Annotated in this window: 16 protein-coding genes; 11 read left to right on the top strand and 5 right to left on the bottom strand. The window is 45.1% G+C overall.

Annotated elements, in window-relative coordinates; translation table 11 throughout:
* Window positions 1-26: 26 nt before the first annotated feature.
* Window positions 27-716: an NAD(P)H-binding protein gene (locus IQP38_RS06130; RefSeq protein ID WP_005377884.1), complete on the bottom strand. Its 690-nt coding sequence runs from the start codon at window positions 714-716 to the stop codon at window positions 27-29.
* Window positions 717-964: 248 nt separating this feature from the next.
* Here IQP38_RS06130 and cobT point away from each other — a divergent pair, with 248 nt between their 5' ends.
* From cobT to btuD, 8 genes are all read left to right on the top strand, one after another.
* Complete coding sequence (cobT, locus tag IQP38_RS06125; protein ID WP_005377883.1) at window positions 965-2008, top strand: nicotinate-nucleotide--dimethylbenzimidazole phosphoribosyltransferase; 1044 nt, start codon at window positions 965-967, stop codon at window positions 2006-2008.
* Complete coding sequence (locus tag IQP38_RS06120; protein WP_193837427.1) at window positions 2008-2814, top strand: adenosylcobinamide-GDP ribazoletransferase; 807 nt, start codon at window positions 2008-2010, stop codon at window positions 2812-2814. Before cobT ends, IQP38_RS06120 begins: the two co-directional genes overlap by 1 nt.
* Window positions 2811-3344, top strand: coding sequence for a bifunctional adenosylcobinamide kinase/adenosylcobinamide-phosphate guanylyltransferase (gene cobU / locus IQP38_RS06115; RefSeq protein WP_042521941.1), 534 nt, complete (start codon window positions 2811-2813; stop codon window positions 3342-3344). The genes IQP38_RS06120 and cobU overlap by 4 nt, the downstream gene beginning before the upstream one ends.
* Window positions 3345-3355: 11 nt before the next feature.
* A complete protein-coding gene (cobC, locus tag IQP38_RS06110) occupies window positions 3356-3970 on the top strand; it encodes an alpha-ribazole phosphatase (protein WP_017633943.1) in 615 nt (204 codons plus the stop codon).
* A 132-nt stretch (window positions 3971-4102) separates the two neighbouring features.
* Window positions 4103-5899, top strand: a complete 1797-nt coding sequence (locus tag IQP38_RS06105; protein WP_017633944.1) for a M3 family oligoendopeptidase — start codon at window positions 4103-4105, stop codon at window positions 5897-5899.
* 274 nt (window positions 5900-6173) lie between these two features.
* A complete protein-coding gene (locus IQP38_RS06100) occupies window positions 6174-7202 on the top strand; it encodes a succinylglutamate desuccinylase (protein WP_017820882.1) in 1029 nt (342 codons plus the stop codon).
* Between the two features lie 82 nt (window positions 7203-7284).
* The gene (btuC, locus tag IQP38_RS06095; protein WP_193837426.1) at window positions 7285-8280 is read left to right on the top strand and encodes a vitamin B12 ABC transporter permease BtuC; all 996 of its coding nucleotides are present in this window, start codon (window positions 7285-7287) and stop codon (window positions 8278-8280) included.
* Window positions 8267-9034 carry a vitamin B12 ABC transporter ATP-binding protein BtuD gene (gene btuD, locus IQP38_RS06090; RefSeq protein ID WP_080960060.1) on the top strand — a complete coding sequence of 256 codons (768 nt, stop codon included), beginning with the start codon at window positions 8267-8269 and terminating at the stop codon, window positions 9032-9034. The genes btuC and btuD overlap by 14 nt, the downstream gene beginning before the upstream one ends.
* A gap of 68 nt (window positions 9035-9102) precedes the next feature.
* Here btuD and IQP38_RS06085 read toward each other — a convergent pair whose 3' ends face one another.
* The 3 genes from IQP38_RS06085 to IQP38_RS06075 all read right to left on the bottom strand — a co-directional run bounded on the left by IQP38_RS06085 (window position 9103) and on the right by IQP38_RS06075 (window position 11674).
* A complete protein-coding gene (locus IQP38_RS06085; RefSeq protein WP_005397767.1) occupies window positions 9103-9678 on the bottom strand; it encodes a nucleoside triphosphate pyrophosphohydrolase family protein in 576 nt (191 codons plus the stop codon).
* 110 nt (window positions 9679-9788) lie between these two features.
* A complete protein-coding gene (locus tag IQP38_RS06080) occupies window positions 9789-10361 on the bottom strand; it encodes a DUF1415 domain-containing protein (RefSeq protein ID WP_017633946.1) in 573 nt (190 codons plus the stop codon).
* Window positions 10362-10450: 89 nt separating this feature from the next.
* Window positions 10451-11674 carry an MFS transporter gene (locus IQP38_RS06075; protein ID WP_005377873.1) on the bottom strand — a complete coding sequence of 408 codons (1224 nt, stop codon included), beginning with the start codon at window positions 11672-11674 and terminating at the stop codon, window positions 10451-10453.
* Window positions 11675-11780: 106 nt separating this feature from the next.
* On the opposite strand from IQP38_RS06075, the gene IQP38_RS06070 reads away from it, so the two are divergent.
* Window positions 11781-12650 (top strand): LysR family transcriptional regulator, encoded by an 870-nt coding sequence (locus tag IQP38_RS06070; protein WP_005377872.1) that lies wholly within the window; start codon window positions 11781-11783, stop codon window positions 12648-12650.
* 27 nt (window positions 12651-12677) lie between these two features.
* Here the strand turns inward: IQP38_RS06070 and IQP38_RS06065 are convergent, their stop codons facing one another.
* Window positions 12678-12908, bottom strand: coding sequence for a glutaredoxin family protein (locus IQP38_RS06065; protein WP_005377871.1), 231 nt, complete (start codon window positions 12906-12908; stop codon window positions 12678-12680).
* Window positions 12909-13046: 138 nt separating this feature from the next.
* Between IQP38_RS06065 and IQP38_RS06060 the strand changes: the two genes are divergently transcribed.
* Both IQP38_RS06060 and rlmF read left to right on the top strand, forming a co-directional pair.
* The gene (locus IQP38_RS06060; protein ID WP_053303159.1) at window positions 13047-13562 is read left to right on the top strand and encodes a M48 family metallopeptidase; all 516 of its coding nucleotides are present in this window, start codon (window positions 13047-13049) and stop codon (window positions 13560-13562) included.
* Window positions 13549-14676, top strand: coding sequence for a 23S rRNA (adenine(1618)-N(6))-methyltransferase RlmF (gene rlmF, locus IQP38_RS06055; protein WP_017633948.1), 1128 nt, complete (start codon window positions 13549-13551; stop codon window positions 14674-14676). Before IQP38_RS06060 ends, rlmF begins: the two co-directional genes overlap by 14 nt.
* Window positions 14677-14719 lie beyond the last annotated feature (43 nt).

Genomic DNA, 14719 nt, shown 5'->3' with positions numbered 1-14719 from the left:
ATTAGCACGTTAATTGTACAAAATGGTTATTCGTAGTGATGCAGTAATTCACGCATTTCTTTCCTTTGTAAGTAAACCACCGAGTCTTCTTGATAACTGAAAAGTTGATAAATCATCGCTTTGGCGACATCTTCTGCTCGAATAGGTAAAAAGTTGGACAGTTTGCCTAGCATAAGTGGGCGAATTACCTTAAACAGAGTTTGTACTAACTTCTCGTCCATTCTTGGGTTTTGACGTTGACCAACAAGCGGGCCTGGGCGAACAAATACGATTTCCTCAAAATCCATAGCTTCGATTCGTTGTTCCATTTGTCCTTTACAAGCTAAGTAATGGGATGGCGATTTACTATTTGCACCGAGGCTAGAAACAACCGCAAGGCGTTTGACTCCGATTGTTTTCATTTGTTGGGCGACTTTGCACACCAGATCAACATCTACTCTACGCAAATTATCCTTACTGCCTGCTTGCTTAAGGGTCGTGCCTAAACAGATAAAGCCGATGGTTGGTGTTGGTTGGTTCTCATCCCATTGGTGGATAGAAAGGTCTGCATCAATGAGAGGAATAAGCTTGTTGTCCACATCTAGGACGCCATCGAGTGGGCGGCGAGAAAGATAATATAATGTTCCAACACCTGATTGATTTATGAGGTTTGCAATGACTTTTGAGCCTACTAAGCCAGTTGCACCGGCGATGATTGCGCAGGTGTTGTTATCCATATCTTTTCTCCTATATGGGAACATAGTCTAAGCTATTGTAGCGGATTTCAACGAGTTACTTATAATCTCGTGCAAGAAAGGTGAGACGCTCTGCGAACTCGGCAGACTATCCTGAGATAAACTTGATTAGCGCTGCCCCAATTGGATGCAAGTGTATACAATAGTGGGCGCGCAAAAACTGTCGCTGAACAAGACCTCTTGAACAACAGAACACCTCTCACCCAGACAACATCAAAGGAACGTAAAAAATGGATGACTCTTTTGCTGCGGAGATACAAGCACGCATAGATAACAAAACCAAACCCGTCGGTTCTTTAGGCTTATTGGAAAAGGTGGCACTGCAGTTAGCTCTTATTCAAAGTCAGAATAAACCTCAGCCAGTTGATTCCATCGCTATCTGCAAACCGAGCATGCTGGTATTTGCTGGAGATCACGGCGTTGCAGAGGAGGGTGTGAGCATTGCGCCAAGCGAAGTCACTCAGCAAATGGTGGCTAACTTTCTCGCTGGCGGCGCAGCCATCAACTGTTTTTGCGACATTAATGGCATTCAACTCAAAGTAATAGATTGCGGCATGTTGGCTCCTATTGATGTGCTGGTTCCAGAATTTAAATCCCATCCCAACTTGGTTGAACAACGGTTGGGTAACGGTACGGCTAATTTTTCTAAACAATCCGCGATGTCCCCAGAACAAGTGGCGTTAGGTTTAGAATATGGTGCGAAGATTGCTGAGCATACCATTTTGCATGGTTCAAACCTCTTAATGTTCGGCGAGATGGGCATCGGTAATACCAGTTCGGCCTCAGCACTGTTATCGGCGCTGAGCTCATTAGATATTGATTATTGTGTTGGCGTTGGCACCGGAATCAATCAACAGCAGTTGAGCCGCAAATATAAACTGGTAGCACAGGGGGTAAACCGATGTCGAGGTCTTGATACCAAAGCGATTCTCGCACAGGTTGGGGGTTTTGAAATCGTACAAATGGTGGGCGCTTTTTTAGAAGCCAAGCGGCTTAAAACTCCAGTTTTAGTGGATGGGTTTATCGTATCGGTAGCGGCTTATATTGCGACGTTGTTAGACGAAGAAACGCGTGAATACATGTTGTTTGCCCATCGCTCTGAAGAAAATGGACATAAATTTGTATTGGAACATCTTAAAGCAGAACCTCTGCTCGACCTTGGTTTACGGCTAGGGGAGGGAACAGGAGCCGCTCTTGCCTTACCCTTGTTAAAAGCTGCCGCTCAGTTTTACAACAAAATGGCGAGCTTCGAGAGTGCAGGAGTTACAGTATAGTGTCAGTCCCTGATAATTCTGAGAAAGTCACGCCGTCATCGTTAAGATACCAGTGGGAGTTATTTCTATTAGCTACCAGTTTTTTTAGCCGCTTACCCGTGCCCCAAGCGTTGCCTTACAGTGAAGAACGCATGAATCAGGCAGGCCGTTACTTTGCGTTAGTTGGTCTCGTGCTTGGAGCACTTTGCGCTTTGGTATTCTCGCTCACCTCAATTTTTTTCCCAGAGTCGGTTGCCATAGTATTAACGATGGTGTTTAGCTTATTGTTAACTGGGGCTTTTCACGAAGACGGCTTGACCGATATGGCGGATGGCATTGGCGGTGGCATGACCGTAGAGCGACGCCTCTCTATTATGAAAGACAGTCGTATTGGCACTTATGGTGCCGCCACTCTCATTATGGTGTTATTGGCTAAGTATGTTTTTTGGAGTGAACTGGCTAACTTGCCGCACTTTTGGTTGGTCATTGTCGTCGCTTACACCGCAAGCCGAGCACTAGCAGCGACGCTTATTTATGACATGCCTTATGTCAGTGACAGTGATACGTCGAAAAGTAAACCGCTAGCAAGTCGCCAGTCTTCTCTAGAAGTCTCCATTTTGTTGTTTACTGGTGGCGTAACATTGCTTGTGCTTGGTATCGCGGATGCGATCTTGATATCGCTTGTTCTCGTGGTATTTCGTTTGATGTTCAAACGTTGGTTAATCAAGAGAATTGGCGGCTTTACGGGGGATTGCCTTGGCGCAGCGCAACAGTTGTCGGAGCTGCTTATTTATCTCACTATGATTGGGTTGTATCACTCCTCATGAAGCAATTGATACTCGGTGGCGCGCGCTCTGGGAAGTCGCATTTGGCAGAAAAAACAGCTAAGCAATTATCGGTCGCTTCTCAGCGAGCATTACACTATGTTGCAACCGCGCTGCCATTTGACCAAGAAATGCGAGAGCGAATAGCGCATCATCAAAAGCAACGCGGGGGCGAGTGGCAAGAGCATGAATGCCCCCTTCATTTATCTGAGTTACTGACAAATTTCGCTATCACCGATGTTGTATTGATCGACTGTTTAACCTTGTGGCTCAACAATTGGATATTTGAGTTAGGTGATGAATGTTCCAATGAGAAGCTAGAAGCAGAAATTGAAAAGCTTATACAGGTGGTACGTGGCTCAGATGCGACGTTAATATTCGTCTCTAACGAGGTTGGAATGGGCATTGTACCTTTGGGGGCGGTTAGTCGTTATTTTGTGGATAATGCAGGACGGATGAATCAAAAACTAGCCAGTGTTTGCCATCGCGTTACCTTTGTTGCTGCTGGTTTGCCGTTGGTTCTTAAAGAGTAGGATGGAACAAAATGAAAACACTCAATATCTATCTTGTGCGTCATGGAAAAGTAGACGCTCCACCAGGACTCCATGGCCAAACAGATGTAAAAGTTACGCCTGCTGATCAAGAGAGTATTGCTCGGGCTTGGGCCGAGAGTGGACGAGGTGTGGGTGGAATAATTTCTTCTCCGCTTTCACGCTGTCAAGAACTGGCAAACATCATTGCTGAACAGCAATTATTACCAGTAATGACGGATGAGTCTTTAAAAGAGATGGCATTTGGTGATTTTGATGGTATGCCTTTTGATATGCTCACTGAGCAGTGGAAAAAGCTAGATGCTTTTTGGCAATCGCCAGCACAACATACGTTGCCGAATGCTGAGAGCTTAAGCACATTTTCTGAGCGCATATGTCGCGTTTGGTCTCAAATCATCAACGATATCAATGACAATCTACTTATCGTCACGCATGGTGGCGTCATTCGTATGATTCTTGCTCATGTATTGGAGTTAGATTGGCGTAACCCAAAGTGGTATTCGACGTTGTCGATAGGAAACGCTTCTGTCACGCATGTAACAATTACCATAGATGAGCAAATTTACGCCTCGGTGCGTTCGATTGGCGTACCTCTTTTAACTCGTTAATTTATTTATAAATATTAAAATGCCCAGAACGATATTGCTTACGGGCATAGTCACGGAAGATGTCAGTGGAAGCCCATCTGCTAGGTGCAGGAAGCGAAAATTGACTCAGTTACATAAAAAGGAAATATAGAAATGACAACGCCGAGTTGGGATTTGTCCATCGTTTATAACGACCTTTCTGACCCACGAATTCAAGACGATATTGCTCTTGTGGAACAATGTATTGATCTTTTGAATAAACAATCAGCAGATTGTGGCAACGTAGAGATCATGCAAAATGCGATTTTGACCAATGAAGCTGCGAGTCGTTTAGCGGGCACAGTTGCAAATTTTGCGAGTTGTTATGCTTCTGTTGATGCAACAAACGCCGAAGCGAAATCGTTACTTGGTAAAATGACCCGCATCTTTTCGGAGCTTTCCCAAGCGTTCAGTCCCTTTGATTTGACACTAACGCATGCCGACGAAGAGTTTATCTTGCGCGTGTTAGACCATGAGAATCCTGATATCAGTGGGCAAGCTTTTTCTATCTTGAATTCTAGAAAGTTGGCGGATACTCGTCTTAGCAACGCAGAAGAACAGTTACTGGCTGCGATGAGTGTGGATGGCAAATCGGCTTGGGGTAACCTATACGATAACCTGACTGGCTCATTGAAAGTGAAGCTTGAGTACACAGATGGTAATAGTGAAGAGCTTGGGTTTTCTCAAGCGGCAAGCATTCTTTATGGTTCTGAATTCGAGCGTCAAGAAGCCGCGTGGCGAGGCGTACAAGATGCAATGCAAACGCACCAAGAATCATTCGCTGCGATTTTGAATGCGTTAGCAGGATGGCGCTTAACTGAAAACAAAAAGCGTTCTACGAAGCGTGAAGTTCACTTCCTAGAGCCGAGTTTGCATGGTAGCCGAATCCAAGCTAAAACTTTAAATGCGATGATGACCGTAGCCAAAGACAGTCGAGCTATTGGTCAGAAAGCGGGTTTATTGATGGCGCAAGTACATGGTCTGGATGAGATGAAACCTTGGAATCATCTGGCGGCTATGCCTGCTTTGAGCGGTGAAGCGAAGGTTTACGACTTTGATGAAGCGATTGAGGTTATTTGTGAAGCATTTGAAACAGTAAACCCTGAGATGTCGGAATTTGTCCGTTTGATGGTACAAAATGGTTGGATTGATGCCGCGCCAAATGCTAACAAGCGTCTTGGCGCATACTGCACCAAACTGCCAGCAACGCGAACACCACTTGTGTTTATGACTTGGAGTGGCAGCCGTTCAGACCTTATGACTCTGGCACATGAACTTGGCCATGCGTTCCATAACTGGGTTATTCGTGATTTGCCACTTTGCCAAACTTACTACCCAATGACGTTAGCAGAAACCGCCTCTATCTTTGCAGAAAACATCGTTCGTGATCATTTGATTTCGAAAGCTGAGAGCGTTGATGAAAAGCTCGAGATGTTGTGGGAAGAGTTGTCATCGGCGCTAGCTTTAATGATCAACATTCCGGTTCGCTACGAGTTTGAAAAATCGTTCTATGAACGCCGCCAGGATGGAGAGTTAACCGCAGATGAATTCTGTGAGTTGATGTCAGAAACTTGGAAAGAATGGTATGGCGACGTAATGAGCGAACCGGATCCGTACTTCTGGGCAAGCAAGTTGCACTTTTCTATTGATAGCGTGAGCTTTTATAACTACCCATACCTATTTGGTTTCTTGTTTAGCAAGGGTATCTATGCACAGCGAGAAAACAAAGGCGAAGCGTTTTACACCGATTACATCAATTTGCTGCGCGATACAGGCTGCATGATGGCGGAAGATGTCGTCGAAAAGCACCTGTCGATGGATTTAACCCAGCCAACGTTTTGGCAGCAGAGTGTTGAGCTAGTGCGTGAAAAAGTCGATGAGTTTGAGCGTTTGCTCGCACAGCGCGGCTAAGTTTTTCGCAGTGTTGATGCATAATCTGCTTTATAGCTACAAAAATTTGATCAAATCATAATGATCTTAATCAGGGCTGTGGTAAAGTTCACAGCCCTAACACTTTGTAATTGTTTGAAAATTAAACGCCTCAATGCTTGATTTGAGTGCCTGGCGCGAAAAGGCATCGGATTTTCGAGGGAAATAGTGATTTCTACTCATAAGTGAGATCGCAGCAACAAAAATCCTTTGTACAATTTATTAACATATCCGCCGTGCTATTAAGGAGTAACGCATGACGAAGTCTCTCTTTCGCCAATCGTTTTTAACTGACACGTTAGATGTTCATATTGATGTTGCACCAGCGGAGCAGGTGCTTTCTAGCGGTGTAAAACTTAAACTCTATCAGCGTGGTGTATTAGAAGTAATCCCTGCGAATTATACTCAGGATACGAAGAACATCATCATCTCTTGTGGGGTTCACGGAGATGAAACCGCACCGATGGAGCTGGTGGATTCCATTATTCAAGACATAGAATCTGGGTTCCAGACGGTCGATACCCGTTGTCTGTTCATTATCGCTCACCCAGAATCCACTCTGGCGCACACGCGATTCCTCGAAGAAAACCTCAACCGTCTGTTTGACGAAAAAGAACATAAACAGACAAAAGAGCTTGTTATCGCCGATACACTTAAGCTGCTTGTTCGAGATTTTTATCAGGATACCGACCCGACAACACGCTGGCACCTTGATTTACACTGCGCGATTAGAGGCTCGAAGCACTATACGTTTGCAGTAAGTCCTAAGACTCGTCATCCTGTGCGCAGCAAGGCATTGATCGATTTCTTGGACAGTGCACACATTGAAGCTGTGCTCCTGTCAAACTCACCATCGAGCACGTTTAGCTGGTACAGTGCCGAGAACTTTGGTGCGCAGGCTCTCACAATGGAGCTTGGACGCGTGGCTCGTATTGGTGAAAATGACCTCGATAAACTGACCGCGTTTGATTTGTCTTTACGTAATTTGATTGCGGAAACGAAGCCAGAACACCTACCAAAACCATGCATTAAGTATCGCGTAAGTCGCACAATCGTTCGTTTGAACGAAGACTTTGACTTTATGTTCGACGATAATGTTGAAAACTTCACCTCATTTGTTCACGGCGAAGTGTTTGGTCATGATGGCGACAAACCATTAATGGCGAAGAATGAAAACGAAGCGATTGTCTTCCCGAACCGCCACGTCGCAATAGGTCAACGTGCAGCTCTGATGGTTTGTGAAGTGAAAACCCGTTTTGAAGAGGGTGAGTTGGTTTACGATTAATCCAACATTGCTTTGAGAAGTTAATTGCAATTTACCGAGGCTTAACTGTAAGGTTAAGCCTCGTTTGTTTTTATCGGCCGCTATGGATTTTCAACAACTTATCCTGAACAAGGAACGACGCTGGCAACGTAACCTGATAGTTATGTCGATCGTGCTCGCTGTACTCTCTGCCATTCACTTGATGGTCGGAGAAATTTTCCTTTCTCCTTTTCAATCCTTATCTGCATTTGAACAGAAGTTATTGGTGGACTTGCGTTTACCGAGGTTAGTGTCTGCGGCAATTATTGGTGCTGCGTTAGCGGTATCTGGCGCGACGTTACAAGTGTTGCTTGGGAACGTGTTGGCTGAACCTGGCGTGCTCGGTATATCTGGTGGTGCAAGCTTAGCAATGGTCTTAATCATGTTCGCGTCACCTGTTCTTCCTACCCCGATTGTTTTTATGTTGGCAGCGATTGCAGGCTCGATGGTCTTCACGTTTGTTTTGGTGGCGATAGCAAGGGCAATGCACCTGACGACGGCTCGATTGCTTTTGGTTGGGGTCGCATTGGGTATTTTATCGAGTGCGATTGTGACGTGGGCTTTTTACTTTAGTGATGATCTTAGCTTACGCCAACTGATGTATTGGTTAATGGGCAGTATTGGCGGTGCGAGTTGGTATCAACATACCGTTACCTTGGTGATGTTACCGGTGCTCATCTGGTTATGTTGTAAAGGCAAATCGCTTGATAGATTGATGCTGGGTGAGATTCATGCGACCCAATTGGGTGTCGATGTGCATCAAATGCGTTGGAAATTGATCCTCGCCATTTCTGTTTTGGTGGGTAGTTCAGTCGCTTTGGGTGGCATCATCAGTTTTGTTGGTTTGGTGGTGCCGCACTTGTTGCGTTTGGCTTTTGGTACGGAAAACCGTTATTTATTGCCACTTTCTGCAATATCTGGTGCTGCGTTGCTTGTATTTGCTGACATCGGCGCAAGACTGTTATTGGACTCCGCAGAGTTACCTTTAGGTGTCATGACAACATCGATTGGCGCACCTATTTTCATCTGGATGCTGGTGAAGAGTCATGATGCACGTTAAACATATGTCGGTTGGTAGTCGATTATTGCCTCTTTCTTTTGAATGCAAAGCTGGCGAAATCGTACATATCGTTGGGCCTAATGGTTCCGGTAAGAGTACTTTATTGGCTGCGATTTCTGGTACGTTAAGTCACCGAGACGGTATGAGTGGTGAAGTGTACGTTGGCAACAAAAACTTGCTTACTTTACCGTTGTCAGAGCAAGCTCATGTTCGAGGTTATTTGTGTCAGCAATCGCGCCCAGCGTTTAATGTTGATGTGTTTCAGTATCTCGCTTTATCTCTGCCAAGTGGTGCTGAGATTGCGGATATCAAAGTGCGTGATGCCGTCAATATGGTGGTGGAGCTGGTACAACTGCAAGATAAGCTTCATCGCAGTATTCAAACATTATCCGGTGGTGAGTGGCAGCGTGTCCGATTAGCAGGTGTATGTTTGCAGGTGTGGCGTACCATTAATCCTTTTTCGCAGTTTTTAATTTTGGATGAGCCAGCAGCACCGTTAGATATTGCGCAAGAGGGTCTGCTCTATCAATTGATTAACGCTATGGCGGCGCAGGGAATTGGAGTATTGGTTGCTAATCACGATCTCAATCGCACATTAAAGCACGCAGATAAAGTATTGCTGCTTAACAACGGTGTGCTGCACTCATCAGGAAATGCCGATACTGTGCTAACGGAAGAAGCTCTCGGGGAAGTGTTCAATACTCAAGTCAAAAAGGTCATCGTAGATGAGCAACCTTATTTAATCTTTGATTAGTATTTAGGGACAATAAAAAACGACCTACTTGAGGTCGTTTCTTTAATCGAGAAAGCCAAACTTAACGCTTACTGAGTTAACGGTTTTAGATCTGCTGGGCGGTAGTAAACAGATTTGAGTACTTTGCCTTTACGAATGGTTTTACCTTCCGATACGAAATCTTCGGCGCATTTCGCGATGATGTATTCACCTTTCTGCACCGCCATCAACTTGATGCCTTGTTCTGCGTAGAATGCTTCTGTTTCTGAGTACTCTTGCTCGTTACGGCATACTTTGCTCATGTTGCTTGAATGTACTTCATCCCAGCAAGGAATAAACTCGATACCACGGTTTACCGCAACGTTTAATAGAAGATCAATTAAGTAGCTGATCGCCAGGTTGTCTTCTACTTTGCTGTGGCCAAGATGAACGAGACGGCCCATTAATACATACACGCTGTCTACGATGGCATCTGCTTGCTCAGTTTTACAATCTGCTTCTGCTAGCTCTGTTAGCTCTTCGATCGCCAAAGAGGTATGTAGTGTATCTGCTTGTGCATCAAGGCTTGCAGCGTCTGCGACTGGTAAGTCGAACGTACTACGGAACTCGGTGATATCACGGTATAAGTGATCAAAAATCTCTTGGGTTAGCTTTGACAGTTGCATTCTAATTTCCATTGAATCGATTGAAGCGGCAATGATACCAAACCGCACTTTGAACCCCAAGGGCATTGCATCTAACTGGTGATAAATCTGCCTTTGGGGAATGGTGGTGCTTAACGAAATAGGTAAGGGAACAGCTTTTTACGTTCTTCCTCTGAAAGGGCGGAAACACGAGCGATGTTCGTATCGGGAATGGATTCAGGATCAGGATAGTGTTTTAGTACCTTTTCCATACTCTCTTCGCGAATCAAATGGAAGATCGGGTAAGGAGAACGATTGGTCAGGTTTTCGTCGTCTTCAGGCCTTGCGCCGCCAAAACAGTAATCAGGATGGAAAGTCGCTACTTGGAAAATACCTTCCCAGTTTTGCTGCTTAATTAATCCTTCAACCCAATCTATGCAAAAGTTGTAGTCCCAGAAATCTTGTAGCATGTTGGGAACCACAACCAACGTGGTCTCAAGTTGTTCGGGCTCTGTGTTACTCAGCTCAATCAGTTGCAATAAAATATCTTCAAGAAGCGTTTCTTCTTGAGTCGCTTCACTAACAAAGATTTTGATTTGTTTATTACGTTGCGGCTTGGCAGCAAACGGACAAAGGTTGAGACCGATTACTACATCGTTGAGCCATTGATCGACCTGTTGAGTGATCGCTTCGATATCTGTGTTTTGTGTTGAACGCGTTGACATACGACTTTCTGGTTTTTATTAAAGTAGCGCAAGCATAGCAGAGTTGGTTATCCAAGTAACCAGAGAGGTATTACGCAAATGAGCGTACCTTAGCTACTCTTTAAACTCGCAGCGTCAGGTGTTTGGTCAGTGTGCTTTCTTTCGGCAATGTGTTTCAAATACGCAATCGCAGCAAACATCGCTAGGTAGACTGCGCTTCCCCCCATAAGAACACTCGACCAACCACCATGTTGCCAACAATAAAGAAGTAAGAATCCTCCCAAACTACCGCCTACATAGTAGTGTACTAAGTAGAGCGCAGTCGCGGTGGCTTTGGCGCGAGTGGCATTCTGACCGACCCAACCGTAGGCGAGGGTATGAGTAAAGAAGGCACCAAAACTTATCAGCAACAACCCAAATAGCATTGCAGTCAAGCTTTCAACCGCCGCAATCCACATCCCCGTCATGCTCACTATCGCGCCCAAGAACATGCCGAGGATTGATGAATAACGTTTACTCCAGTGGCCTGCGCAACGAGAGGAGAAAGTTCCTCCCAAGTAACAAATAAAGATCAGTGAGGCCAACCCGACGGGCACATTGTGAGGTTCACTCACCAGACGGAACCCCATTACGGAGTAAAGGTTGACGAACAAAGCAAAGTTGAGTCCTCCTATCAGCATCGCGAACCACACGCGTTGGTTTTTAAAATGACCAATAAGCGCACGATTTTGATGGCGCAAGCTGCTTGATGACGGGGTGAAGTTGCGCTGTGTTGGCAATAAATAGTGAACGCCAATGACACCAAGAAGAGTGAACACCATCATAACTTCAATGGCAACATCAACATTGAAATTGTCCGCCAATAAGCCGCCGCTAATACGTCCTGCAATACCGCCTAATGAGTTAGCCGCAATGTACGTTCCAATTGCCATCGAGAAAGCGTGCTTGTCGAGCTCTTCTGCCATGTAAGCCACGGCGACCGCAGCAAAAGCGGCGAGCGCGACACCGATCAGTGCTCGACATACCACCAAAAACAGGAATGAGTCACCAAACAGCATCAAAGCGGAAAGGGTAGGAATCGAAAACAGACCAGCCATCATGACTGGCTTTCGTCCCACTGATTCTGACAACACAGCCATCGGAACGAGGCTAAAAGAGAGAGCGAGTGTTGAGGCCGCAAATAACCAGTTCACTTGCGTTTCTGAGATCGTGAAAATTTGGGCAAAAGTGGGCAGCATTGGCTGTAGTAGGTATAAATTTGAAAAAACTAAGAAGGAACCAAGCGCTAGCGAGAGCGTAATGCGTTTGTATTCCGGTGTGCCAAAACTGACCATGAATCCTGCCTAATGTGAGCAAATGGAGAGACTGTGATCAATCTATCAGTTCGTTATAAATTAAAAAAATATATTAAAAATATGGACACCATATATTTTTGATCTAATGGAATCGAAACAACTTAAACATTTTCTGGCGGTCGCTGAACATGGAAATATTACCCATGCGGCGAAAGCCCTGCATATTGCCCAGCCCGCATTAAGCATTTCTATCAAAAAGTTTGAGCAGTCTTTGGGCGTTACCCTATTTCGCCGTGATGATAAAAAAATCAGCTTAACGAAAGAGGGCGAAACGCTACTTATACATGCCAAGCGGGTGATTCAACAGTTGCACGACGCGCAGCTCGCGATTGATGAGTTGAAAGGCTTAGCGAAAGGCGAAGTAAGGCTCGGGACGCCATCAATGATGGGCAGTTATTTCTTTCCACGAATTGTGATGGCGTTTAAAAGCCAGTTCCCGGAGTTAAAATTGACCTTGGTCGAAGCTGGGACTCAATCGATTCGTCGTATGCTGCTCAATGGTCAACTCGATATCGGTGTGATCAGTTGTGATAACGTGCCTGATGACCTAGAAACTGACCATTTGTTTACTAGCCAAATGGTCGCAGTTGTTTCACCTGAGCATGAGTTAGCCCAGCGAGACGCTCTTACTTTTGATGAGTTCTTTGAACACGATTTGGTTATGTTTCAGCATGGCTATTTTCACCGTGAATTTTTGGATCAGGTGAGTGAGGAGCATGGGTTTACCATGAAGTCATCATTCGAGACCAACTTACTGCCTTTGATTTTGAGTATTGTGAAACAAGAGTTTGCGATTACCGCGTTACTGGAATTGGTGACTCAACATGAGTCGGGCGTTGTTGGCCTACCGTTTGAACCACCCGTTACGCTGGATCTGGCACTTGCTTGGCGCAAGCAGGGGTACTTATCAATAGCAGATCGAACGTTTATCGACTTTATCAAGCGCTACGTTTAAATGCAGCGCAGATTCATCGTCCGAGCACTAGTCGCCTTTGTACATCTTCTCGAAGTTCTTTGGGTTCCAGCCAATCATTACCCGATCACCAATTTTTAAAACAGGCACTGAACGAGCACCAAGCGCATCAAGTTCTTTGCGACCGCGTTGCATCTTAGCATTGCACAAACGATAGTTAATATTTTTCGAATCCAGATAACGTTGAGCATCTTTGCAGTGAGGGCATTTATCTTTGACGTAAAGAACGACACGTTTCATTGAATTTCTCTCCATTATCATTGGGAGGCGAAGTTTAACGGCCTTTCGTCATAAATGAAAGGCGAAAGCTAAGGTGAAACTGTCCTTTATCTCAGGTATATTGAGCGCCTTTATTTTGTCATAACAGACGTTAACTCTATGCATCCGTCACTTCGATACATTCAGGGCTACCCACAAAACATCGTAGAGCAGGTGAGCTCATTGATAGCGAGTGGCATGTTTGTTCCTTGGTTCGAAAAGCGTTATCCCGATAGGCACCAAATCAAAAGCGAAAGGGCGCTCTATGAGTACGCCATGGCAATCAAAAACCGCTACATGAAGAAAGCCGCGCCAATCAGTAAAGTTGTCTACGATAAGAAAATTCACGCCGTAAACAACGCGCTTGGTTTGCACAGTGTAATCAGTAGAAACCATGGCGGTAAGCTGAAGTCGAAAAACGAGATTCGCATTGCCAATGTATTTAAGGATGCGCCCGAGCCACTATTAAGAATGCTGGTGGTACATGAGTTGGCGCATACTCGTGAGAAAAACCACGACAAGGCGTTCTATCAGCTATGTTGCTATATGGAGCCTGAGTATCACCAACTCGAATTTGATGCTCGTTTGTTTATGATTTACCTCGATTTAAAAGCGAATTTGAATGAAGAACAATAATCACAACGCGAAGCAAGCAAAGCCAAAGACTTCAATGGCGGGTCAGAATAAAGACGCGAATAAAGCCAAGCCGAAGCGTGTTAAAGACAAAGTTGCGCGCAAATCCTCGCAGCCTGCAGGAAAGAGCGAAGTCGAGTTCATAAAAATAGCGAAGAATGGTTTGCATGAGCGTAATGTTCATCGAGGTCGTTACGATTTTAAAAAACTCGTGGAAAGTGAACCACAGTTAAAGCCATTCGTTATCAAAAATCCGAAAGGGGAAGACTCCATAAACTTCTCTGATCCTAATGCTGTTAAAATGCTCAATAAAGCATTGCTTGCTGCGTATTATGGTATCGAGTTCTGGGACATTCCCGACACCTACCTTTGCCCACCGATTCCGGGCCGCGCTGATTACATTCACCGAGTGGCAGAACTACTTGATGGTGAAGTAAAAGGTCAGTACGCGCACCAAAAAGTGAAAGCGTTGGACATTGGCGTGGGAGCAAACTGTATTTATCCGATTGTTGGTGTAACAAAATACGGTTGGCACTATACGGGCAGCGATGTCGATCCAAAATCCATCCAATCGGCTCAAACGATCGTAGAGCACAATCGTGTTTTGACGGGAAAAATTGCACTGGTACAGCAATACAATGATGCCAATATTTATCGAGGTATCATTCAACCGAATGATCGTTATGATGTGACGACATGTAATCCGCCATTCCACCGTTCGGCGGAAGATGCCGCTATGGGCAGCCAGCGTAAAATCGATAATCTAAAAGCAAACCAGCGCAAGAAAGGGCTAAAACCTCAAACCGCACAAGTAAAGACAAGTAAGCCCGCGTTGAATTTTGGCGGTCAAAACGCTGAATTGTGGTGTGAAGGTGGAGAAGCGGCGTTTATCCGAAAAATGGCGAATGAAAGCCAAGCTTTTGCCGCGCAGGTCTTGTGGTTTACAACCCTTATATCCAAAAAAGACAACGTTCGTCCGATGCGCAAGCAGCTTGAAAAATTGGGTGTGAAAGCCATTCGTGTGGTTGAAATGAGTCAAGGGCAGAAAGTGAGCCGCTTTGTAGCTTGGTCATACATGGATAAGCAACAGCGCAAAGCATGGATTGAACTAAAGTAACGTTGACCGTTTCACACTGAACAATAAAGTAGGAAGCCCGCTG

It is taken from the genome of Vibrio sp. OPT41, from assembly GCF_015163595.1.
Taxonomy (GTDB): Bacteria; Pseudomonadota; Gammaproteobacteria; order Enterobacterales; family Vibrionaceae; genus Vibrio; species Vibrio alginolyticus.
Note: the sequence above shows the minus strand (reverse complement) of the source record. Positions and strands in the feature narration are given on the sequence as shown.